Raw genomic sequence first — 21689 nt, 5'->3', positions numbered from 1 at the left:
TTCGATGCGTCCGAACGATGTCGCCCGCATGCCCATCCAACCGGATCCGGCCGTGAGGACGCAAAGCCCAGCACAGCGTCCTGTCGTTGCCGTATCCCGCAACCGCTGAAACAGGAGAGTCGTGGGCAACCGTGCCGACGAGTAAGGCACTGACGTTGAGATCTACGGCAGATGGCTGAATCCCAACATCTACGTCGAGACGCCGACCGGCACGCCCGCGAGGCTGCTTGACCAGCTCGACCAGCTGGACTTCGAACGGCACCAGTTCCCCACCGCTGAGCCCGTCTACATCTGGCACGAGGTCCCCGCACACCTCGGCGGCGCCGAGCAGCAGCGCGTGGCGACCCGCGCGATCCCCACCCTCCTGCTGGCCGGATACAAGGTCAACTGCATACCCGAGGTGTTCGACGAGGCCGCCTACCAGCAGGCCGTAAACGACATCCGATCCGCCGCCACCCGCCAGACCACCCACCCGCCAGGCCCTGCCGCCGCCACCCGGCGTCGCGCCTCCACCCGGCGCACTCCGTAAGACCCCTGGGCGGGCCCCAGCCGGGGCCCGCCCTCACCCCGAACCGAAACAACCACTCGGAGAGCCCGTAACTCCCCGCACGCCCCCGCCGATGAGCCGGCGCCTCAGCCCCCGCGTGGCGACCGCATTGTTCCGCCGCTACCTGCGCGCCTGCATCCCAGCAGGTCCCGAGCGCACCTGTCTCCTGGCCGGTGCGCGCCCCGAGGCCGCCCTCAGTGAAGCCCGCCGGACCACCCGCCTGTAATCCCGATCTACCGCCTGGAGGAGCATGCCGCACCCGACCCAGAACACCGCCCGACTGACCGCCGAGATCACCCAGCGGCTCGCGTACCTTTCCACCGATCTGCACCAGCTGCCTGCCGACGAAGCCGTCCATGTCATCGCACGCATCCTCAACCCGGATGACGGCATCCTCGGCGCTTTCACCCAGCTCGTAGAAGCCGGCTCTCGCCTTGCCCAGCACCAGGCCGAACGCGGTGCGCTGCCGGCAGAAGTGTGGCTGTCCCTGGGCCGAGCCGCGAACGCGCTGCACAGCATCGGCCTGGACCTGGACGACCACAAGGACACCCTCGTCCAGTCCGGCACACAGGCGGGCCTGGCAGCGAGCAAGCCCCCTGCCCCCGCCCCGCTGGTCGCCCGGCGGCGCCGGTGAGGAAGACCCAGTGGCAGGGCTGGGGACCGGGCGAGCAGGCCGAGCAGCACTACCTCGTCGAACCTCGGGCGCTGGCCGGCGGAGGCGACATCCGTCACGTCTCGGAGTTCCTGCGTGCCTCCGGCTGGCAGGACAAGTCCAAGAAGGGGGGCCCTCTGGTCATGGAGAGCCCCGACCGTGCGGTCCGTCTCTCCTACGACCCCTACACCCAGCCCGGCGGCTGGACCATCCGCAGTGCCGCACAAGGCAACCAGGCCGAGTGGTGGGCGGTGATCGGCCGACAGGCGCCGGTGGAGATCGTCGCCGGACTGACCGACGCTCTCACCCGCTCCCGCTCCGCGCACGCCCCCAACGTGTGGGCACACCTGCAAGAGCAGCACTGGCACACGCAGTTCGAGGGCCGGAACTACACGGCGGCCAGCCCCGACGGTACGGCGTGGATGCACTTCCGCCAGGACGGTGACGGCAACGCCCTGTGGTGGTCGGGCGCCAGAGATGAGCGCGGCAACGGCTGGACCGCCCAGTTCGCACCCAGCACCCCCATGCACCTCGTCCAAGCCTTCTCCACCGCGCTGGCCTCTCCCGAGCCGGTCATGCGCCCCCGCGGACGCGTCCCGCACAGCACGAAAATCCGGACCACCTCCGTGTCCGTCCTGCCCTCCCAGCTCAGCGCCTGGCAGCAGGCCCGCATCGCCGCCGCCCGCGCCGCCACCTGGGCCCGCAACTCCGTCCGCAGCCCACGCCCCCGCACCACTCCCCGACCCCACGCCGGTGCCGGCGCATTCCGCGCCCGCCGCTGACCCGCACCACCAAGGAATTCTGTGCCCGACCTCACCCCGGACAGCGTCCACGCCGCCACCGAGACCCTCTCCCGCCTCACCGAATACCTGCGCCAGGACCCGGACCCAGCCGAAGCCCTCGCCCTGGTCGAGCCGTTGCTGGACGAGTACACCGGCCTTCCCGTCCAGCTGGCCGACGCCCTGCGTGCCCTCGCCCGCACCGTGCAGACCCACCGCCCGGACACCCCGCTGGACCACAAGGTCGACCTTCTGGTCCAGGAACTGCGCAGTGCCGCCTGGGAACAGACCGACCAGCACACTCTCCACTACGTCATCGACGACCTGCGCGCCTTGTACGCCTCCTGCGAGCCGACAAGCCCGTTGGGGTGCGGCTCGTGCCGGTGAGCGGACAGCAGCTCGAAGAATTCGCCAGGAGGCACGCCTGGCGCATCCCGTTCGACACCAGTCCCCGTCACCTCGCCGGCCCCGGTGACGCCCGCCATGTCACCCACGGCCTGGCCGCCGCCGGATGGAAACGCACCTCCGACCCGCTCAGCCCCGAGATCGTCCTGAGCAGCCCGGATCACCGCTACCGCCTCGACTTCGTCCCGGAGTCCGGCACGTTCGCCTGGTGGCGGCTGTGGGCCGGATCCACCGACACCGAGCCTGGCTGGACCGCCACCTTCGGCGAACTCGTGCCCTCTGAGGTCCTCGCCGGCTTCACCGACGCCCTCGTCGCCCCCGCACCCACCGAACACAGCAGCCCGCTGGATGTGGTGGACGCTGCGGGATGGCGCCTGGACGCTCGCGGCGCGGCCAGCTCACCGGACGCTGCCTGCCGCCTCGAACGGCGCTCCGACTCCCTCCCGTCCTGGCAGGTGGAGGTCCACGATCCCGACCGCGGGCGCCACGGCCCCCGGCTGTGGCACGCCTCCTTCGACGACCGCACGCCCGGCCACCTGGTCAACGCCTTCCTCACCGCGCTCGTCGACCCCGCCCCGCTCCAGCGCGGGATGGGCGACCGCACCGCCCACCACAGCGCCGTTCAGACGCCCAGCCCGCTTAGGCCGGAGCAGATCGTCGAGGCACACACGGACCGTCTCAACAGCATCCGTGCCAAGGTCCGTGCCGCCCGCCGGCAGAACAGCAAACCCAGCACCTCCCCGGCGGCGCCCGCCGCCGCGCGGCCGGCCGCCCGCCGCTGACCCCGCGAAAGGACACCCCTATCTCCCACCCGCACGCTCACCGCGAGTTCCTGGACCACCTCGACGGCTACATCCACGAGGCCTAGAAGATCCTCGACGCCTGGAACGTCTACTCGGACGAGCACACCGACCTCGACGGCTGGCCGTACGACGACCACGCCTACGGGCTGCGCCAGCAACAGCGCGACGCCGACACCGCCGCGGCGTTCGAGAACCTGCGCGCAGGCGCCCGGCACCTGCTGGAGACCGCCGACGCGCAACTGCCCCTCGTTCCGGCTGGCACCGCGCAGACCCGCTGGGTCTACCAGCTCGGCGTCCTGCGCGACGCGCTGGAGCGCCTCGACACGCTCCACGAGGAATGGCTCCGTACCCGAGAGAGTCTCCCGGCCGACGCAAGGCCCGGGACGGAAGTCTTCGACGTCGCCCTTGGCGAGCACCACGCCGAGTGCTGGAGCTACCTCGACGACTGGGCCACCCACGGTCACGTCATCCGTGAGGTCAACACCGCTGCCCGGCACGCGCCGTCGCCCCTGGCTCCGCCGCCGACCACGCGGCCGGCCCCGGCAGCCGGCCGGACTGCCCTGGCACGGAGGTAGCGGTGCACGAGCACTCCGAGACGGTCGACGTCGAGTTCATCGCGCCGCGACACCTGGCCGGAGGCGGTGATCCCGCGTGGGTCACCGTTCCCCTGCACCGCGCCTGCGGCTGGAGCCACGGCCACGACCCCTTGATGCCGCGTGTCATCCTCTCCAGTCCCGACCAGAAGGCCCTCCTACGGCTGGAACCGGATCCGGACGGCCAGTGGTGGACGCTCCAGCACGCGCTCACCGAGGACCGGCCCGCCTGGTACGCGAGCTTCGGCGCCCGCACCCCCGTCGAGATCATCGCGGGCTTCACCGACGCGCTCACCGATCCCACCACCGACCGGGACAAGCCCCACGACCCCCTGGCGCCGCTCATGAGCGCCGGGTGGTCGCCGTCCTACAACCTCCACCGGTTCGTCTCTCCCGACGGCACCGTGCGGGTCGACGTCCACGAGACGACAGGGACCTGGTGGATCGGCGCTGTCCTGGACGAGGCACGGCCCCCGGTGTGGCAGGCCCGCTTCGGGGGGCACACGCCCAAGCACCTGATCGCCGCATTCACCACCGCGCTCACCGACCCCCACCCGGTAGCACGCACCGGCACGGTGCTCGGCCTCCCGACCCGCGACCCAGATCTCGTCAGCCACACCCGCCAGAAAGTACCGGCCCGGCAGGTCGCCTCCGCGCTGGAAGACCGCGTCCGCCAACTCGCCGCCCGTCAGGCGGCCCCGGCGGCACCAACCGTCATCCCCCGACGCCCGTCCGCCGGTCCCGGCCGCACCCGCTGATTCCCTTGTCCCCGCACCGAAGCACGTAGCCCTTTGCCTCCTGCCTCCACCAACAACTCCGACGGCTACGACATCGCCTTCCGTCTCCTGATGGGCGTCCTCGCCGTCGTCGTTCCCCTCTCTCACCTCGCCTGGCTGTCCGGCAACATCACCGCCTACCTCACCGGGCACACCCGGGCGCCGTACCAGCCGACCACCGCCCTGCTCCACCCCGACCAGCTCTGGCCCCAGCTCGGGGAAACGTCCCTGCTGATCGGTGCCCGCATCATCCCCGTCACCGTTCTCCTCGCTCTCGGCGCGATGGCCGGACTGCTGTGGGCCCGGCACAAGAACAACGGCGGCGGCCGGAAGAAGAAGATCGCCGGGATGGCCAAGCCGAGGGACATCGAGCCTCTGATGGCCAAGGCGATCACCGACAAGGCGCGCTCGCTACGCCCGAGCCTGAAGACCGCGAAGCACATCGACGCCCGCGATACCGGCATCCTCCTCGGCAATCTCCAGGGCACCCGGCACGAGGTCCGTATGGGGTACGAGGACGTGGCCGTCGCCATCATGGCACCGCGGTCGGGAAAGACGACGTCGCTGGCGATCCCGTCCATCCTTAACGCGCCGGGACCGGTCCTGCTGACCTCGAACAAGGCGGCCGGTGACGCCTACACCGCCACCCTGGACGCCCGCGCCGGGGTGGGACGGGTGTGGTCGATGGACCCGCAGCAGATTGCGCATGCCGCCCGCGAGATGTGGTGGAACCCCCTCGCAGACGCCAAGACTCTCGACGGTGCCGGCCGTCTGGCCGGCCACTTCCTCGCCGCTTCCGTGGACGCTTCCCAGCAGGGCGACTTCTGGTCCAAGGCCGGCTCCAACATCCTCAGCCAGCTCTTTCTCGCCGCCGCGCTGGATGACCGGCCGATCACGGACGTGATGCAGTGGCTGGCCTTCCCCGCCGACCGCACCCCGCTCGACATCCTGCGCGACCACGACTTCACGGCGGTCGCCGCCCAGCTCAAGGGCACCGTGGAAGGCCCGCCGGAGACCCGTGACGGCATCTACGAGACCGCCCGCCAGTACGCCGCCGCACTCCTCAACAGCGAGATCGCCGCCTGGGTGACCCCGCAGAAGGACGTCCCCGAGTTCCGGCCCGCCGAGTTCGTCACCTCCACCGACACCTTGTACCTGCTGTCCAAGGACGGTGGCGGAGGCGCCTCCGCGCTGATCGCGGCGTGCGCGGACTCCGTGATGCGGGCCGCGACCGCCCAGGCCGAGCGCGCCGGCGGCCGACTCGACCCGCCGATGCTGGCGATCCTGGACGAGGCCGCCAACGTCTGCAAGATCAGCGATCTGCCGGACCTGTACTCCCACCTCGGCTCACGCGGGATCATCCCGATCACGATCCTGCAGTCCTACCGCCAGGGCCAGAAGGTCTGGGGAGACGCGGGCATGGACGCGATGTGGTCGGCCGCGACCGTCAAAGTCATCGGATCCGGTATCGACGACCCGGACTTCGCGGACAAGCTGTCCCGGCTGATCGGTGACCACGACGTCGAGACCACCTCCACCTCCACGTCCGAGTCCGGGAAGTCGACCTCCGTCAGCATGCGGCAGGAGCGGATCCTGCCCGCCGACGCGATCCGCGCCCTGCCCAAGGGCACCGCCCTGTGCTTCGCCACCGGCATGCGCGCCGCCATGCTCGACCTGCGCCCCTGGTACCTGGAGTCCGGCGCCGGCGAACTCGCCGCCGCCTCCGCCCGCGCCTCCACGGCCATCACGGCCCGCGCCGTTGCCAAGAGCACAGCCCAGCAGGACGACTTCGGGCTGGCCAGTTGATACTCGACCTCTTCGCGGGGCCGGGCGGCTGGAGCCACGCATTGACCGTGCTTGGCGTACCCGATCTCGGCCTGGAATGGGACGAGTGGGCCTGCAAGACGCGAGCCGCCGCCGGGCAGTTGACCATCCGGACGGACGTGGCCACGTACCCGACGTGGCCGTGGGTCGGCCGCACGCGAGGGCTGATCGCCAGTCCGCCCTGCCAGGCGTGGTCGATGGCCGGCAAACGCCTCGGGCTCGTCGACCAGCCATTGGTCCACCAAGCCGTGACCGATCTTGCCCAGGGCCGCGACACCCGAGCGAAGCTGCTGGCGTCCTGCAAGGACAAGCGGTCGCTCCTGGTGGCAGAGCCGATGCGCTACCTGCACGCGCTCAACGAGCACAGCGGGCCGGAATGGGTGGTGATGGAAGAGGTCCCCGACGTGCTGCCGCTATGGCGCCAGTACGCGATGATCCTGCGCACTTGGGGCTACAGCGTGTGGACCGGAATCCTGAACGCCGCCGACTACGGCGTGCCCCAGACAAGGAAGCGGGCAATCCTGCTCGCCTCCCGCGTCCGCACCGCCGAACCGCCACCGCCGACTCACGCGCCGGTCGCCGAGCCGGAGTCGCTGTTCGGGCCAGGCCGCGCCCGCTGGGTCAGCATGGCCGAGGCCCTCGGCTGGGGCGCCACAGACCGGCCCGTCCCCACCGTCTGCGCCGGCGGCGGACGGGGGGGTGGTCCCGAGCCCTTCCCGTCAGGCTCCCGCAAGACGCTGTCAGACGCCCGTGACCGTGGCACCTGGACACCTCGACCGGGCGGGATCGTTCCGCCATCCCGCCCGAAGGGACCCAGGTCGGCCACCCGGCACAGTAGCCGGGACAACCTGCCCGATGACGCCCAAGCGCCCATGTTCACCGCGGAGGCACCACGCTGGTCCTGGTCCCTGCGGAGCAACAATCAGGCGAACGCCACCGTTAGATCCATCGAGGAGCCGGCCGGAACGCTCTTCTTCGGGCACCGCGCAAATGAGTGCACCTGGGTCGCCGAGCCCGCCACCGCACAACCGCAGGACGCCGTTCCGACCGTGCCCGAGCCGATCCGGATCACCGCACGCGAGGCCGACCTATTGCAGACCTACCCGCCGACTACCCATGGCAGGGGAACAAGGGGCAGCGGTTCCAGCAGATTGGCAATGCCGTCCCTCCGTTGCTCGCTGCTCACCTGCTCGCACCGCAGTTGAGCCGCCCCTTCAATCCCGACGACTTCGCTCTGGCCGCCTGATGCCCCATATTTCCGACTCCAATGACGACGCCCTCGACACAGTGCCACCGCCGCAGCCGGTGTTCTACGCCGAGCAGGCACTCCTCGGCGCTCTCCTGCTAGAACCGTGGCGTCTCGACTTCGTGACCGGGATCGGCCCCGCAGCGTTCTCCACCGCCTCGCACGCGGCTGTGTTCGCCGCTATCCGCTCCCTGCCGGCGCCCGATCCGGCCGAGCACGCCAAGAACACCAAATGGCTCGAGGCGGTGCTCACCGGCGCCCGCGAGCGGGCCCGCGGGCTGACCGCCTCGTACCTCCACTCACTGATACAGGTCTGTCCATGGCCGAGGCATGCACCGGCGTATGCGCGGATGATCGAGGCCGAACACGCCCGCCGCCTCCTACGGGCCACCGCTCAGCGCCTCGCACAGACCGCGCGGGACTCTTCACTCCCCCACCCGGTGCCCAGCACACTCACCGAAGCGGACGCCCTCGCCGCCGTAGTGGACACCATCGCCGCAACATTCCCGCCGCACTCCGGCGCCCTGCCGCGCCCCTCGGCACCGCCACCAACCAACAGCCAGGACGACGGGGCGGCGGTCGGTGAAGAACGGCTGTTGCTCGCAACCGCAATCGCGCACCCCGGCGACGTCGAGCAGATGAAGTGGCTCACCGCCGGGGACTTCACTCTCCCCCTGCACGCCGGGCTGTGGCAGTGCCTGACCGCTCTGACCCGACGCCATGCTCCCGTCGACCCAATAACCGTTCTGTGGGAAGCCCAGCAACGGGGCCTCTTGGACGCCGCGACCGAGCCGAGACAGCTACTCGACGTCCTGGCCGAACCAGCGGGCTCCCCAGAACACTGGGGCGAGCGCATCCTCCAGCGAACCCTCCTCACAACAGCCCACCACGTGGGCCGGCTCGTCGAGGCGTTCACCACCGACTCGGCCACCACGCCATACCAGCTCATCGTCGGCAGCCGTCGTGCCCTCGCCGACCTGTCCGCCGTACGGGCCCGCTGGCACCTCGCCACCTCACCGGCACCGACGGCAAAGCCCGCACGTGCCAGAGCCAAGACCGCGCCCCGCGCCAGCCCGCCGCGGACGAGGGCCCTACCCGGCGCGCGTATCTCCCGTTAGCCATCCCCGAGCCAGCTGGCCGTTCAGCTGGCCCGGCTCCACTGTAGAAAGCGCCCCGAAGCGGCAGGAGGATCGACTGTCAGAGGTTCCCAGTACTCTTCACCCGCTTGGTAAGGCGGAGTCTGGGGGCAGTGTGTCGGGGGGAAACTTCTACGAGCGGGCCGACGAACCTGCCTTCCTGTATGTAGTAGGTCACCCGACTTTGAGAGCTCTCAAGGTCGGTGTCGCGACTGCCGCCGGCCACGAGTCCCGATTGCGTGATCACGAGCGGCAGGGATGGACGACCGAACTCACCCTTGACTTCAAAACGGGTCATCAAGCGCTACAGGCTGAGCGTGCTGTGCTCGCGTTTCTGCGTACTTGCGGAGCGACATCTCAAGTCCCGCAGAGGAGCATGCCGCAGGGCGGCTACACCGAGACGATCGCCGATCCGCACCTGTTGGATCTGCACAGCAAGGACCTCGTGCAGGTGGCCGAGTTGGCAGGTCGAGTCATCCGCAGAACGCACTGCCCCGTCTACCAGCTCGTGCGAACGATTGGAGAGGCGGTCGACGAGTTGCTCGAAATGCATCGCCAGGGGAACACGGATGTGGCGAAGAGGCATGCGGAACTGCTCCTTCCCATCATGCGTGAGCTTCTTGATAGGTTGGAGAGGCCAGAGACCGGAGGTTGCTCCGCGACCTGACTCGACGCTTCGAGCACTGGGAGCGAGCTCCGCCACTCACGCTATTGCCCTTACTTGACCGGCCGACGACAGATGATCGCCTGCACCGTCGTCAGTAGTCATAGTGAGAACGCCTAACGCTCCGTTGGCTGCGACATGGACATCCTGCGCAGCTACGCACTGACCGTGTTCGAGGTCGCCACCCGAGTACGTGCGGAGTTCGCCCCTATGCTGGTCGTCCCGCCCTGTCAGTTGCTGCCCGCTACGCCGCGGCGTAGCTCAGGTGGAACAGGTCCATGGCCCGCTCCAGGTCCCGCTCCGTACGCAGTTGCACCTCAAGATCGCCGGTACCGTGGTGACCGAGTCCTGCCACGTCCCGGGTGAGGCCGGGAATTAGGTCGACCCTCTTCGGGTCGGCCTTGAGGTAGACGAGGAGCTTGGTCTGCTGCGGCGGGCAGACACAGGCGAAGTTGCGCAGCCGCTGGTAGGCCGCGTACTGCTTGCGCTGGACTCGGGTGATCCCTTCTCCAAGGCCGAGCAGCACCTCGTCGGTGGCCTCCGCAAGCTCCGCCAGCGCTCCACACTGCTTGCGGACAGCCGGTAGCCCCACCGCCCGCCGGAGACCCCGCCTGGCCGTAGCCGAATGCCCCCTGACGGACGCCACGGACTCAAGGCCGATGTGATCGTTGCCGAAGAATCGGTAGCGGACCAGGTCGATGCTGCGCCGGTGCTCGCGTACGGCGTGCACGTCGTAGCGGGTGAAGTCGCCGGCGACGCAGATCAGCCGGGGCGCACTCCACAGGACCTGGGACGCGGCCGGTGCCCCGAGCCGGTCGCGGACCAGGTTCCGGAAGGCATCCTTGTGAACCATCAGCCACGACATGTAGTAGAGGCCCTGGTTGACCACACCTGCGTCGGTGCCGCGCTTGTACTCAACGATCACGGGCGCGTTGTTCTCGTCGAGCCCGAGCGAGTCGATCCGCCCGCCGTCGACGCAGTCGATGACGTACTCGCTCGCCAGGAACCGCACGCCGAGCATCGCCTCCATGTGTGCCTCGATGAGGTCCTGCACATCGGCCTCGGCTTCAGCGAGACGCGGCGTGACCTCCGTCATGCCGCTTTCTGTCGTATGGAACAGCTTCAGGCCCGACACCTTCCCTCCCCGGTTCGAAGATCGAGAACGTCAGGAGGAGACGAGATTGTTTCGGCGAGGGCCTTCGAGCGAGTGAAGATAGTGTGAGAAGAAGAGCGCGTCCCCTCTAAACGCCGGGCTATCTTTTCGTGCTGATCACAAGACGCGGGCCTGGACCGCAGTGCACGTTCCGAACGCGATCTGCCTCAGCTCTCGAAGAGATCGGCCTGCTCCCAGCGAGCTGGAGCTGGCTCACTCGAGTCGAGGAGATTGTCGAGCAGCCGAGCATCGTCGTCGTCCAGGTCGAGGAGCAGACGGAGAGTCGTTCCCAGTAGCTCGGCGTACGGTACGAGGGCCCTCGCTCCCGGTGGGCTGGCAGTTCGGCTTACGAAATTGCACCGCAGTGGGATCCTGGTGGGTGTGAGCGCCTGCGCCTCGACTACGCCTACCTCCTGCCCCAACGCAGCACTGATCCCGTCGAGTTGTGGGTCATGCGTGACATCCTCGCCTGGAGCGTCGTAGCCGATGCTGCGGTTGGTCATCAGCATCCGGATCGAGGTCAAGGGAATGGCGAACCGTCCGGCTCGGTCCCGCACTTCGGCCAGCAGGGGGGCCTCGTACTCATCGGGAGTGTCCAGATCTTTCCTGCTGGCGGCCAGGAACGCCACGAAACCGGGGCCGCGCAGGCCGAGGTGCCCGTGGTCAATCAGCCAGCGCCACCGCGTCCCAGCGCCCGTACCCTCCCGCTCGACCACCATGCACACATGCCCCTTCCATACCTGCACCGCACTGCGCATCAGTCGCTGAAGGTTGGGCGTGTCCGTGATGTCCGTCCGCAACAGCGTCTTGGCATCGACGAGTGGTTGGATGCGACGCCAGAATGCCTCATCGGTGATCTCGGGAGAGGAGAGCAGCAGACTCAGGGAGGTATCGTCGAGGGACGACTGGTGAGGCACATCGGCCGGAAACTCGGACAGCGAGCGCCCGCTGCCCTGCCACATGGCCGCCATCAACGTAGACATGCGGCGAGACACGTCGGGCACCGTGCGCCGGAACACCTCCGAAAGAGCCAAGCGTGTCGGATCCACCCTGCCCTCCCGAGCCGCTTCCACCCCCGACCCGACCGCGTCCAGGAAGTGCTCCACCTGGCGCTCTCCCATGATCCCGCGGCCCCCCTCGACGATGGCGTCGGATGCCAGAGCGGTCGCCGTCCGAGTGGGGGTACGGGCAGGCAGCGCTCCAAGACCTGAAGGATCGAGTACCAAGGTGTGACGTTCTTCGGCGACGGTCTCCAAGCGAGCCCGTGAAGGCCCCGAGGCGACATGGGCAAGAGGTACGACCAGAGGCTGCTGCTCACGCTCGAAGAGCTGGACGTCCGATGCCAGGAGGACTGGATCAGAGGACGCCCGGAGGTAGACGCGGCGCTCGACCCTACGGGGGCCAGAGGTCCACGTCATCAACAGATCGGGAACGTAGGTGTGGTTGAAGAAGTCCGTGCGCACGATCCGAGCGGTGGGATACACGTCCAGAAGGCGCCTCTGGACTACATCCTTGACTCGTTCGACGGCCTGGCGCGGATCGGGGTGGTCGAGGGCACTGCTGATCTCCGGCGCCACCGGCGTCACCATGACGACCTCCCCTGGCTGTTGTAGAAGTTGGCGACAACTCCCCGCCAGTCATCCAGTGGCACCAGCTTCTCCTGCTTCTCCGACATCACGACCACCCAGAGCCGCTTGGACAAGTCATCGAGGAGCTCGTCCTTGATCGACTCGGCTGCCGCCTGCGGATCATCAATGCCGAAGACCCGCAGCGACTCCGCAAGCACGGCCTCACGGATCAGTTCCGGACCGGTGAGCTGATCCCAGTCGTTGGCCCGGAAGGGCGCCCAACTGATCCACATGTAGTGGTCTCCCAGCATGTACTCCTGGGTCAACGCGACATAGCACTTGGCCAGGAAACTCTTGTACGCGGTGCCCTGGTCGCTCGCGTTCCTCCGCCACTTCACTTCGGCGCAAAACATCTGGCCGTCCCACTCACCGCCACGCATCATCCCGCCGAGGTCGTACGAGAAGGGATTCTCGTTCCCGTACGGCCAGCGGAGGGTGAGCTTCCGTGCCCACGCGCCATCAGTGTTGGTGTACGACTGCGACACCCGCATGGTGCCTTCAAGCCACCGCTTGACCCGCTGCACCGCCTCGGCGCCCTTCACGTGCTCTTCTTCACCCGGCACGGCGCAAGAGTATCTTTACGTACTAGCTGCGATACAGAGCGCGACGACCAGTAAGACCGTGTCCTATGTGGTGAGGCGGACGTTGCCCCGGTATGGGGCGGGGAACGTGGAGTTGGATCGTGCCAGATGGGCTGTGGGACATCGCGAAGCCGCTGATCCCAGAGCAACGAACACGGCCGCAGGGCGGCGGAACAGCCAACACCCCTGATGAGACGCTGTTCGCGGCCATCATCTATGTGTTGGTCAGCGGCTGTGCATGGCGGGCGCTGCCGCCCTGCTTCGGCGTCTCGAAGTCCACGGCCCACCGCCGGTTCCTCATCTGGTCCAGAGCCGGCGTCTGGGCCCGTCTGCACGAAGCGGTCCTGCACCGGCTCGACGACGCCGGTCTCATCGACGTCACCCGCGTCGTTCTCGACACCGCCCACGTCCGGGCGAAAAAGGGGGCGAACACACAGGTCCGAGCCCCGTGGACCGGGGCAAGCCGGGTTCCAAGATGCACATCCTGTCGGACGCGAACGGACTGCCCCTGGTCGTCGGTGTCTCAGCTGGCAACACCCACGACAGTGAAGGACTGAAGCCCATGGTGGCTGATCACCAAACGAGACACGACCCCCATCGCGGCCGCTACTTCAAGCCCGAACGCCTGCACTCGGACAAGGCGTATGACCGGCCCGACCTGCGGAGATGGTTACGCGGCAAGCGCATCGGAGTCCGGATCGCCCGCAAGGGCATCGAGTCAAGCGAACGATTGGGTCGTCGCAGGTGGGTGATCGAGCGGACGATGTCGTGGCTGTCCGGCTACCGCCGACTCAGCCCCCGATACGAGCGCAACCCCCGCAACTACCTGGCCTTTCTCGGACTCGCCGCCGCCCTGTGCTGCTACAAGCGGCTCGTCCGCCTCACCACATAGGACACGGTCTAATACTCCAGTCAGATTTCGTGTCCTGAGCTGGCTCTTTTTCGGTAGTGGCAGCGGCGGGCTGTGGCTTGGTGGCGTCTGCGCCAGTGGGACCAGTTCAGGGCGTGGAGGCGTCTGTCCTGGTGGGGGCGGGGATGTGGCAGGAGAGTGTCCAGCAGGCGCCGGATCTCTGCCACGGTGAGCGGGGCGAGGGCTGATCCGTTTCTGCTGCCCCCCTTGCGTCACCGTGTGCCTGGGCGGCGAGGGCGGTCAGGAAGGCGTGGGCGAGCATGGCCAGGGTGATGTGTCGATACCAGCCGAGGTAGCGGCGGACCTCGTACTCGTCCAGGCCGCACTCGTTCTTCGCAGCTTGGAAGCATTCCTCGATCGCCCATCGGCTGCCGGCGATCCGGACCAGTTCGTCGAGCTCGATGCCGACGGGTGCGTAGGCGAGGTAGTAGGCGACCTCGGCGGGGTCGGACAGGCTGCGGCGGGCCATCACCCAGCGGTGGTGGGTGGGCGGATCGGGGTCGAAGATCAGGTTGGCGGGCAGTTTGGCCGCGGCCCAGTCATAGATCCGCGGCCTCTTCGCTCCGTCGCCGCAGGTCAGCCGCTGCCAGGCATCACCGGGTGCTTCGTCTATGAGCTGGTCGATGCGCCAGATTCCGGCCAGGGACTTGATCTGCTGGGACTTGGGCACGGCGACCACGTAGCCGACGTCGAGTTGCTCGAGCAGGCGGCGGAAGTGCCAGTCCTGGCCGTAGGCCTCGTCCGCGGTGACCCAGGCGGCGGGCAGACCGGCGGCCAGGCAGCGGCGCACGATGTCTCGGGCCAGCTCCCCCTTGGTGGCAAAGCCCCGCTCGTCGGGGATTTTCGCCGCCCGGCAGCGCTCGCGGTCCGACGTCCAGGACTTGGGCAGGTAGAGCTCCCGGTCGACCAAAGCCCTGCCCGAGCCAGTGGCGTAGGCGGCGAACACCCCGATCTGGCAGTTGTCGATCTTTCCCGAGGTTCCGGTGTACTGCCGACCCACCCCCGCCGACGTGCTGCCTTTCTTGATGAAGCCGGTGTCGTCGATGATCAACACCCCGCCCGGGCCAAGCCGTTCGGCGACATAGGCCCGGACATCGTCCCGGACCGCGTCGGCGTCCCATCGGGCGCCGTTGAGCAGGTGCTGCAGACCTGCCGGGTCGCGGTGGCCGGCCCACTCGGCCAACTGCCAGCCGTTCTTGCGTCCCACCGGCGCCAGCAGACCGCGGACATAGTCCCGCATCCGCCGGCGCAGATCCACCCGGGCAAAGCAGCCCGCCACCCGAGCGAACACCGCCTCCAACTCACCGTGCCACTGGTCGACTTCGACTATCGCCTCCATACCCGGACAACGACAACCACCAGCTCAGGACACGAAATCTGACTGGAGTACTAAGTAAGGCGGCGCCTACGAGAGCCCCTTGTCGCTCGTGCGCTGCCTTCACCCCTGCCCGGGTGTCTGCAGCCGCCTCGACGCCTGTGCTCCGGCGACCTCGCCCATCCGCAGGTCCCAATGCGAACGGACGATGGCCACTCGGCCGAGGACGTCCGGACCGGGCGGGCAGCCCTGTCGGTGCCCTGTCCCGATGCCGTGCCGCTCGATCTGGGGCTGCCCGACATCGAGAGTGTCGAGGTGTTCCGGAGGCTGCGGGGCGCGGTCGGACGCGGCGATCACCGCGGTGACCGCGCGGAACGAGGAGGCGGACCGCGTGGTGGCCCTGGCAACGGCGCCGACGACTACCTGGCCAAGCCGTTCAGGCTGTTGAGCTGCTGGTGCGGATACAGGCGGTGCTGCACCGCAGGCGCCTGGTGGAGCCGGAGATCGTGCGGCACGGGCCGCCGGCGCTCGACCTGCGCACGCACCAGGTCTTGGTCACCGGCTACTCCTCGCTGGCGCAGTGAGATGCTGCAGGGCTTTCTGGCGGTGCACGGCCCGGAAGGGTCGTTCGGCCCACGCGGTGCCCAGTCAGCCCCTGTGCCACCGGGCCCCTCCGCCGGACGCTAAAGGCCGAACCGTACGGAGGGAGAGTTCGGGCTGACCAATATCCAGGAAGCCCCAGTGCATGCACTGCTGGCCGACGGAACCACCGTACGCACACGGCGGGCGGGCCCGACGGATCGTGAGGCGGTGCAGCGCCTGTACGAGGAGATGTCGCCGCAGAACCTGCGGCTCAGGTTCTTCTCCGCCAGCCCGTCCTCCGCTTGGCAAGCCGCTGAGCGGGTGGCCGGAGGCGAACGCTCCGGATACCGCGCGCTGGCCGCCGAGTACCGTGGGCGGCTGGTGGGGCTGGCCGAGTACGAGGTCCTGCCGGTCAACGGCACGGCGGAGATCGCGGTGGCCGTATCCGACGACTGGCACCACCGCGGTGTGGCCACCCTCCTGCTGGAACACCTCGCGGACGCCGCGCGTACGGCCGGCGTCCGTGAAAGGGGCAGGCGTACCGGGTGGCCGTACACCGCCCGCGTCGGGGCGGGCCGCGCGAACCCGTGCGCCCGGGAGGGGTCGCCCCCCGGCCCGCCACCAAAGACGCCCCGTCCGTCACGGCTTGGCAACAGCGCCACCAGTGAAGATCGGCACCGGCATTCTGGGCCCGTGACGTTCGACCCCAACGCGCTCATCACGGCCACAATCGGTCTGGCGGGCGTTCCCCTTGGTTCATGGCTGACTGCCCGAGCGACGGCCCGCGCCGACGCCAAGGCCGAGCAAGGCGCACTCGGAGCCCAGTTCGACGCCATGGTGCACGCAGTAGCCGACCTGCGTGCAGCCGTAGAAGCCGACCACTCCCTGTGGAGCAACCGCATGGAGACAGTACGGGCCGGCATCCTGGCGTCCATGACGGGGCTCGGGGTGGCCGCGTTCGCCAAGGAACCGGACTGGCGCCAGATGGCCGCCGGAGCGGGCGGGGTGGCCTGGTTCCTGGCCCAAGAGCGCACTCAGGTGAAGACCGCTACGGCCTCCATCATCCCGAAACTGGCAGCGGTCGCCCACGCCGCCGCTCCACTTCTGCGCCACTCCAACGCAGGGATCCGTGAAGCCACAGACACCTTTATGACCGAGGTCTTCCGGTACCACGAGTCGCGCAGGCCCCGAGATCTCGAGGCCGCCGCAGGGAACTTCGGCCGCGCCGTGCAAGCCGTGCTCAACCCGCCCGCGAGACGCCGCCTGCCATGGCGTCGCCGTTGACGTCAGTCCACGTGCGCCCGGCGTGGGCAGGGCTGGGCGAGAGTTGGGTGCGCGCGAGCAAGGTAGATAGCGGCACCAGGTAATAAGGAGAGCCCCAGAAGCCACGGGTGAGATCTTCACGAACATACAGGAAGCGGACGTGGTACCTCGTTCGCCTCACTACGCAAGTCGCGGTCGTAGATGGTTCTTCCCAGTGCCCGTGTGGCGGCTGCTCCAGCGCTCAGTGAGCTGGGCAAAGGTGAGCAGCCCACGCCCCGCCCTGGTCCATACGCTAGGCACGGCGGAGGTGCTGTGCGGCAATGCTCCGCCGCTCCAGGGCCGACAGCCTACCCGTGCACTGGCGAGACAGCGTTGTTCATTTCGCGCTCGCCGCATATCACAGAGTCTCCATCGAACCGCAGAGAGATGATCCGTGAGTCGCCCACCCATTCGCGGAGGGTGTCGAGCGCAGCGGGGTCGAGCTTCGTGGTGAAGAGAAGGGCCAAGTGCTCTTTTGCCCGCGAACACGCCACGTAGAAGAGGTTCCGCGCCCTGACGAAGGCTTCCCGCTCCTTCCCCTGCAGTCCGTGACGCCGGGAGAAATTCGCCAACATCTCGGGGATCTGGAAGCGAGTGTGCCCCTTGCTGACGACGGCGAGCACCCTGTCGAACTCCTGGCCTTTGACTCCGTGCTGCGTCGCGAAGGGCGTGCCACCGCCCAGGTGGTCATGCAACACCAGTAGCTGCGCATACGGAACAGCACGCAGGGCCTCGTACTCTTCCGCTCGCGCCTTGGCCTTGTCGTCGCTTTCGGCCTGCGATTCGCTGCTGGCCAGTGGCACCGACTTACGGTGGCGTTCACGGACCCTTCCCAGTCCATCAAACAGCTGCTGGTTCAGGCAGAGGTCGAGGACGTCGCCCACAGTGCCATCCTCACGGGTCTTCTCGAGCTCTTTCAGGAGGGCCGCCCAGGCGTGCTTGTCGGCGGGGGAGGTCAGAAGCGAGCGGTGGCCGAGCGCGTCGAACATCGCGCCGTAGCGCTTGTTCCGGTGATGAAGTAGTGCGGGTTCCAGGACGTCCAGGAAGAAGGCCATGACGTGGTCCTCCTTCTTCACATAGGACTCGTTGCGCCGGAAGGCTTGGTGAAGTCGCTGGTAGCCCAATTCGCCGGCGATCGTCTCGTGCGTGAGCATGAGGATCTTCGTGCTGGGCGCTGCCGCCCGCGCTCCGTCCAAGCCATCGGATACCTCGGTGTTCCACAGGCGTCGGCGGGCGTCTTCCAGGGCCCAACTGCGGGCCGCATGCGCGGCATCCCAGCCTATCTGTCCCTTCCGGTGGTGGGTGAGCCTCGTACCGGCCCAGTCGTTGGTGTGGTAGATGGCGATGCTCCCCTGACCTGCTCCCCGGCTCGTGGTCTGCTCCAGTTCAGGGCGCATCGCGTTCAGGAGATCCACCACAGCGCGCTGCGACCGGCGGTTGCGCCTCCTGACGATCGGTTTCACGCGCGGGTCGCCGATGGTCCCGCACACCTTGTCGTAGATCTGCTGCCAGTGGTCGCCGAAGAATCCGCAGAGGGGACCACGGAGGGGAGTCTCCTCACCCGGCGTGCCCAACATGGCCTCCACCAGACCGGCGGGGGTGTCCTGGTACTCGTCGACGAACACGATGGGGAACCGGTCGGCGGCCAGGGCCCGGAACTTGGGGAGGGCGAAGAACTTGCAAGCCAGGGCGGGAAGGTCTTCGTGCGCCAGTTGCACGTGGAGTGTGTCGTGGTCCACCTTCCGGTAGCCGGTGCTGTAATCGACTGTGTAGCCGTCCAGTGATGTTCGCCCTTCCAGCCTGGACTGCATGGCGTCGACCTCGACGACGTAGCGCAGCAGGTACTTGGGGAAGGGAGAGAGCAGTTGCCACAGGAAGCCGTGGATGGTGTCGGCGAAGACGGACGGGCTGCCGTCGGTGCGACTGATGATCTCGTCGCGGGCCACATTGGTGTAGGTGACGCAGGCGACGCGCTGGTCCCGTCGCGGGAGGTACCGGTCTCGGTCGGTGAGGATGCTCTGAAGTGCCTGAATCAGCGAGCTCGTCTTGCCCGCACCGGCGCCGGCCTCCAACTTGAAGTGGCTACCCTCCCGCAATGCGGTCAGGATCGTCTCCCGTACCGTCTGCGCTTCCGACTCGGCCACGGTGACGACGCGCTTGCCGTGTACCAGCTCTTCGGGATGTGCCGTCATCACTCGTCATCCGTCTTCGTCGCCGTCCCGTCCTGTGCCATGAGCCATTCGAGACCGCGCCTGATGTACTTCGGCACCTCCCAGTCGTGTTCGCCAAGGACGTGCTCGAGGGCGAAGTCGACCTTGCTGCCCTTGCCGTCCACCTTGTCGCGGGCTCTCTTTTCCAGGCTCGCGTTCGTGGTCGTGGCTCTACGCCGGGAGAGACCGAAGCGAGTCGGGTTGGCCAGTACGAAGGCGTCCTCGAAGGTACGGCCGCATGGATCTCCGGGCTGCTCGGGCACCTGGTAGGCAAGGCAAAGGTTGGCGGCTACGGGTGCATCTGCCTCGGCGCGTCTGAGTAGTTCGGCCACCTTGGTCTCGCCCGTCTCGTCGAACCATGTCCGGATGGACTGGTTGGACGTGTGTCCTCCTTCGGACACGGTGCATTTGCGGGTCTTGGGACCGTCTGCGTCGATGGGGTCGAGATCAGTGATGATCAGGGTTGGGATGCCCAGGATCCTCAGCAGGGGGTAGAACTTGTGGGCGTACGCGCCGCCTACCTCCATCAACGTCACATACTGATGCGAGAGAGCTGTGTCTGGCTTTCGCGCTGCGAGTTTTTCCTCTGCGGCTGGGACGAAGACACGCTCGCTGGCGCCCTCAACGAGGATCGCCTTGTCCGCGAAGTAGAGGTCGGCCCGGGTGAGGGTCAGGAACTTCAGCAGGAATTTCTCGTCGCGCGAAACCTGGGAGAGGTCCTTGATGGCCGTACGGGCCGGCCTCGGCTCGTCTCCGGGCTCGGCAGCCTCTTCCTCCTTGCGGAAGTACCGGATGTTCGAGAAGCGCGCCCGATTGGCTACATGCGCCGAGTGGGTAGTCACCACGAACTGGGCGTTCCAGGGTGATCCATTCTGGCTGCCGGAACCGGTCGCCTCCGTCATACCAACCGGTTGGGGACTGTTCGCGCGCATCTGGGCATCGAGCCGTGGGAAGAGCGAGGGAAATTGAAGGAGTTGCTGGATGAACACCTCCTGCATCTGGGGATGCAGGTGAGCCTCCGGCTCCTCCAGGAAGACGAGATGAATCCCCAGTTCATTGGACTGGGCGGCGTGTTCGCGGTAGTAGGTAAAGAGCTTGAGGAGCATCATCACCAGGTTGCGCGTTCCGAGGCCGCTGTACGACTCCGGAAATCGCACGCCAGCCGCTCCCGGATAGTGGATACGTGCGAAGTTCCTGAGAAGCCGCCGGGAATCCAGGCGGGCAGCAGTGACGAACTCCTGATTCCCCAGCCCCGGATATCCGAAGGCCGTCAATGCCGGCGCCACCTGGGTGCGGATCTCCTGCAGACTGATGTCGAGATCGCTGGAGGTGTTCGTGAGCATCACGTCGATACGCGTGGCGAGATCCTCCAGCCACTCAACACGCTTGCTGCCCTTCGCTGAGGTGAAGAGCTTCTCGAAGATTGCTCCGATGGGCTGGGCGGCCTCCCGGTCCTCGTCGTCCAGTCCCCGCTGCGCATCGAGGAAGTCCACCTTTAGGAGCTTCTTGACGTCCGCCAGGTCGACCGTGCGCACGTTCGCGTCGTCAGCGGGATCTACCGCCGTCACAAACAGTCCGAAGTGGGCCGGAATGCGTCTAGCGAGCCGCTCAAGAGGCGCAGCGTCCGCACTGCTGACCAGGTCGCTGAGGAACACGTCTAGGGCACCGTCCTTCAATGCATAGGTGAGCCTGATCACGACCTCGGAGCAGTCGGGATCAAGGTCCACAATGAAGGAGGCCAGAGGGCCGTACTGTCCGCAGTTCGCGTCGTATGCGATATGCAGGGTCAGGGTGACCTTCGGGATCCGACCGCGTGCCTGTTCCTTCTCACCCGCAACGTAGAGGCGGTGCGCGTCAAGGAACTCCGCGTAGCATTCTGCAGAGAAGTCCTCGATGCGCAGCACGCTGTCTTTCTTCGCCAGGAAGAGCTTGAACAATTTGGCCAGCGAGGTCTTTCCCGTGTTGTTGCGGCCCACACACAATGTCACGTCGTCAGTGAAGGACAGCTCGGTCTCACGCAACAACCTGAAATTCTGGATTACAGCCTTGGTCAGGCGGGGTGGCGTCGGAGTCTTGTGGCTGGGCAACTCGCTCAAGCCAGCCCGTTGGCCCGGAATGCCACTCGTACCGGTCTGAGACACCCCAACTCCCTGCCGCGCACCTATGCCTATGAGGGCTTGTCGAGCACTCGACGAACGGACGAGCCCCATACCGCGCTCACGCCTCCTCAGGCCCTGGAGCTGCATCCTGCCACCGGGAACGCCTCCCGTTTCACACTTCCCTCATACCTGTCAATTTCGATCACGCAAGATCATCAGTAGACACAAAGCGGTCGACTGCTGAAAGGGGGGTCCGCTACTGCGGCCTTGCGGGCAGCCTCTGTACCTACCCCCGCCGAGCAGCAAGGTGACGGATCGTCAGGAAGCGCGCTTCAGACGGTGAGCGGCTGGGGTAGAGAACCCATTGAGGAGGACCGGCATGCCGGAGACCGCGGCGTCATCACAGGGGTGTCACCTCACGATATCTCGACCCAAGGCCGCCTCGCTGGGGGGCTCGTCGCCGGGAGGGGCCCGGGCCGATCTC

Annotated in this window: 18 protein-coding genes and 1 pseudogene; 13 read left to right on the top strand and 6 right to left on the bottom strand. The window is 67.5% G+C overall.

The window, feature by feature from the left end; all coding sequences use genetic code 11:
- Window positions 1–337 precede the first annotated feature (337 nt).
- From ABT171_RS38050 to ABT171_RS38005, 10 genes and pseudogenes are all read left to right on the top strand, one after another.
- Entirely contained in the window at window positions 338–529 is a 192-nt protein-coding gene (locus ABT171_RS38050; protein WP_351251018.1) for a hypothetical protein, read from the top strand.
- 268 nt (window positions 530–797) lie between these two features.
- Window positions 798–1181 (top strand): hypothetical protein, encoded by a 384-nt coding sequence (locus ABT171_RS38045; protein ID WP_351251016.1) that lies wholly within the window; start codon window positions 798–800, stop codon window positions 1179–1181.
- A complete protein-coding gene (locus ABT171_RS38040) occupies window positions 1178–1981 on the top strand; it encodes an SPDY domain-containing protein (RefSeq protein ID WP_351251014.1) in 804 nt (267 codons plus the stop codon). The genes ABT171_RS38045 and ABT171_RS38040 overlap by 4 nt, the downstream gene beginning before the upstream one ends.
- 21 nt (window positions 1982–2002) lie before the next feature.
- Entirely contained in the window at window positions 2003–2365 is a 363-nt protein-coding gene (locus tag ABT171_RS38035) for a hypothetical protein (protein ID WP_351251012.1), read from the top strand.
- Window positions 2362–3165: an SPDY domain-containing protein gene (locus ABT171_RS38030; RefSeq protein ID WP_351251010.1), complete on the top strand. Its 804-nt coding sequence runs from the start codon at window positions 2362–2364 to the stop codon at window positions 3163–3165. Before ABT171_RS38035 ends, ABT171_RS38030 begins: the two co-directional genes overlap by 4 nt.
- Before the next feature lie 598 nt (window positions 3166–3763).
- Window positions 3764–4537: an SPDY domain-containing protein gene (locus ABT171_RS38025; protein WP_351251008.1), complete on the top strand. Its 774-nt coding sequence runs from the start codon at window positions 3764–3766 to the stop codon at window positions 4535–4537.
- 33 nt (window positions 4538–4570) lie between these two features.
- Entirely contained in the window at window positions 4571–6361 is a 1791-nt protein-coding gene (locus ABT171_RS38020; protein ID WP_351251006.1) for a type IV secretory system conjugative DNA transfer family protein, read from the top strand.
- Window positions 6358–7625: pseudogene (locus ABT171_RS38015) on the top strand (DNA cytosine methyltransferase). Before ABT171_RS38020 ends, ABT171_RS38015 begins: the two are co-directional and overlap by 4 nt.
- Window positions 7625–8743 (top strand): DnaB-like helicase N-terminal domain-containing protein, encoded by a 1119-nt coding sequence (locus ABT171_RS38010; RefSeq protein WP_351251004.1) that lies wholly within the window; start codon window positions 7625–7627, stop codon window positions 8741–8743. The pseudogene ABT171_RS38015 and the gene ABT171_RS38010 overlap by 1 nt, the downstream one beginning before the upstream one ends.
- Window positions 8744–9137: 394 nt before the next feature.
- Window positions 9138–9428 (top strand): hypothetical protein, encoded by a 291-nt coding sequence (locus ABT171_RS38005; protein ID WP_351251002.1) that lies wholly within the window; start codon window positions 9138–9140, stop codon window positions 9426–9428.
- 241 nt (window positions 9429–9669) lie between these two features.
- On the opposite strand, the gene ABT171_RS38000 is transcribed toward ABT171_RS38005, so the two are convergent.
- From ABT171_RS38000 to ABT171_RS37990, 3 genes are all read right to left on the bottom strand, one after another.
- Window positions 9670–10560, bottom strand: a complete 891-nt coding sequence (locus ABT171_RS38000; RefSeq protein ID WP_351251000.1) for an endonuclease NucS domain-containing protein — start codon at window positions 10558–10560, stop codon at window positions 9670–9672.
- A gap of 185 nt (window positions 10561–10745) precedes the next feature.
- A complete protein-coding gene (locus ABT171_RS37995; protein ID WP_351250998.1) occupies window positions 10746–12167 on the bottom strand; it encodes a hypothetical protein in 1422 nt (473 codons plus the stop codon).
- Window positions 12161–12769: a hypothetical protein gene (locus ABT171_RS37990; protein ID WP_351250996.1), complete on the bottom strand. Its 609-nt coding sequence runs from the start codon at window positions 12767–12769 to the stop codon at window positions 12161–12163. Before ABT171_RS37990 ends, ABT171_RS37995 begins: the two co-directional genes overlap by 7 nt.
- Before the next feature lie 92 nt (window positions 12770–12861).
- Between ABT171_RS37990 and ABT171_RS37985 the strand changes: the two genes are divergently transcribed.
- Window positions 12862–13679 (top strand): IS5 family transposase gene (locus ABT171_RS37985; protein WP_351250994.1). Its coding sequence is split into 2 segments (ribosomal slippage): window positions 12862–13204 and window positions 13204–13679, totalling 819 coding nucleotides; the frame shifts between segments, so codons are not numbered across the junction.
- A 106-nt stretch (window positions 13680–13785) separates the two neighbouring features.
- Here ABT171_RS37985 and ABT171_RS37980 read toward each other — a convergent pair.
- A complete protein-coding gene (locus ABT171_RS37980; protein ID WP_351250992.1) occupies window positions 13786–15036 on the bottom strand; it encodes an IS701 family transposase in 1251 nt (416 codons plus the stop codon).
- A gap of 431 nt (window positions 15037–15467) precedes the next feature.
- Here ABT171_RS37980 and ABT171_RS37975 point away from each other — a divergent pair, with 431 nt between their 5' ends.
- Both ABT171_RS37975 and ABT171_RS37970 read left to right on the top strand, forming a co-directional pair.
- Window positions 15468–15596, top strand: a complete 129-nt coding sequence (locus ABT171_RS37975; RefSeq protein WP_351250990.1) for a hypothetical protein — start codon at window positions 15468–15470, stop codon at window positions 15594–15596.
- A 157-nt stretch (window positions 15597–15753) separates the two neighbouring features.
- The gene (locus tag ABT171_RS37970) at window positions 15754–16878 is read left to right on the top strand and encodes a GNAT family N-acetyltransferase (protein WP_351250988.1); all 1125 of its coding nucleotides are present in this window, start codon (window positions 15754–15756) and stop codon (window positions 16876–16878) included.
- Between the two features lie 326 nt (window positions 16879–17204).
- Here the strand turns inward: ABT171_RS37970 and ABT171_RS37965 are convergent, their stop codons facing one another.
- Window positions 17205–19088, bottom strand: a complete 1884-nt coding sequence (locus tag ABT171_RS37965; protein WP_351250986.1) for a UvrD-helicase domain-containing protein — start codon at window positions 19086–19088, stop codon at window positions 17205–17207.
- Window positions 19088–21202, bottom strand: coding sequence for an ATP-dependent nuclease (locus tag ABT171_RS37960; protein WP_351250984.1), 2115 nt, complete (start codon window positions 21200–21202; stop codon window positions 19088–19090). The genes ABT171_RS37965 and ABT171_RS37960 overlap by 1 nt, the downstream gene beginning before the upstream one ends.
- Window positions 21203–21689: the final 487 nt, after the last annotated feature.

Source organism: Streptomyces sp. NPDC001851 (assembly GCF_040297165.1).
Classification (GTDB): domain Bacteria; phylum Actinomycetota; class Actinomycetes; order Streptomycetales; family Streptomycetaceae; genus Streptomyces.
This window is presented reverse-complemented; position numbering and strand designations above follow the sequence as displayed.